Origin of the sequence: Burkholderia sp. LMG 13014, assembly GCF_905232215.1 — a bacterium.
Lineage (GTDB): Bacteria > Pseudomonadota > Gammaproteobacteria > Burkholderiales > Burkholderiaceae > Burkholderia.
This window is the reverse complement of sequence record NZ_CAJNKE010001030.1, coordinates 1-1,168: the sequence shown is the minus strand read 5'-3', so window position 1 is coordinate 1,168 and position 1,168 is coordinate 1. Positions and strand designations below refer to the sequence as shown.

The following is a 1,168-nucleotide window of genomic DNA, read 5'->3' as shown; positions in this document are numbered from 1 at the left end:
CTTTCGCCGCGGCGCGCTTCACGCCGGCCGCCGTCGTGCGCATCGGCGGCCGCGGCTTGCCGTACTGGATAGCGCGCGCCTGAGTGATCGAGCTGTAGCGGCCGATCGCACGCCCGGACGATCGGATCAGCCCAGCGAGCCCGAAGCCCGCGATGCTCAGGCCGTTGAGAATGATTCGCTTCATGACATTGCACCTGTGGATAACATTTCATATCAGGACGACAGGGCCGCAAGCAGCCGGCGGAAGTGTGGAGACGGCTCGTGACCAAGCGCCTTCGTCAGCGACTCGATCTCACGTGCGAGCACGACGTGCGGATCGGGCAGCGGGTTCCATGCGTCCGGCTCGGGCGTGCCAGTCACCTCCATCGCTTCGCGCATGGTGTCCGCGCTGATCTCCTGGCCGAGCGCGTTCGACGCGGCGCGGGCGAGCACGTCGATACCCGACACGTCGATGCTCACCTGCTTCAGCCACTCGCAGAGGCGGTAGAACTCGCGCGGCGTCATCTCCTGTTCGGCGCTCGACGGTTGTGCCTGCTTGGTATCGGTCGGGTTCTTCACGGTGCTCCTTCTGGGTTTGACGGTGATGATGGGTTTCGGCAGCTCGACGGGCGGCGGTGGCGGTGGCATGTTGGCGCGCGCCCAGCGGCGTATCTCCGCCTGCTGGTTTGCGTCGCCGCGCAAATCCCCCTGCCGGTGGGAAAGTGAGAACGTTCGCTCCGCGCTGTTCGGCGCGCGGGCGTCGACGCAGACCCGGCCCGACTTGCCGTATTGCCGAACGGCGTCGAGGCCCGCGGCCTTCACCATCTCTACGAGGTCACGGGTGCGGGATTGGCTCATGCGCCCTTCCCTCCCAGCTTGCAGCGCGGCTCATCAGCGTCCGGCAAGCGCTTCAGGAACGTGGTGTCGCCGACGCCAGGCCGCGCGAAGAACGCGCAGCCGTCCCGGTCGAGCAGAATCCGGTTGTCGGGTATGTCCTCGCGGCACGCGGCGAGAGCCAGGACGGCGCAGATCAAGGCAGCGATCTTCATGCGGACCGCCCTCCTGCGCGTGCGCACTGTGCATGCGGGTTCGTCGAGCGCGGGCAGAGCCAGTCGTCTTTCGGGCCGCGCGCGCCGCACTGCGCGCATTCGGCCTGCCCGGCTGGCGATGCCAGCTCCGGGTACAGACT

3 protein-coding genes are annotated in these 1,168 nt (G+C 67.7%); all 3 read right to left on the bottom strand.

All coding sequences use genetic code 11. The features are described from left to right. On the bottom strand, positions 1 to 184 hold a 184-nt coding region (locus JYJ84_RS37145), incomplete at its 3' end, for a hypothetical protein (protein WP_205190343.1). A 29-nt stretch (positions 185 to 213) separates the two neighbouring features. Further along, positions 214 to 837 carry a hypothetical protein gene (locus JYJ84_RS37140; protein WP_175223110.1) on the bottom strand — a complete coding sequence of 208 codons (624 nt, stop codon included), beginning with the start codon at positions 835 to 837 and terminating at the stop codon, positions 214 to 216. Then, positions 834 to 1,028 carry a hypothetical protein gene (locus JYJ84_RS37135; protein WP_175223109.1) on the bottom strand — a complete coding sequence of 65 codons (195 nt, stop codon included), beginning with the start codon at positions 1,026 to 1,028 and terminating at the stop codon, positions 834 to 836. Before JYJ84_RS37135 ends, JYJ84_RS37140 begins: the two co-directional genes overlap by 4 nt. Positions 1,029 to 1,168 lie beyond the last annotated feature (140 nt).

Bases quoted from the DNA above. Each gene is read 5' to 3' on its own strand.
- JYJ84_RS37135 (WP_175223109.1), bottom strand. From the start codon at position 1,028: ATGAAGATCGCTGCCTTGATCTGCGCCGTCCTGGCTCTCGCCGCGTGC.
- JYJ84_RS37140 (WP_175223110.1), bottom strand. From the start codon at position 837: ATGAGCCAATCCCGCACCCGTGACCTCGTAGAGATGGTGAAGGCCGCG.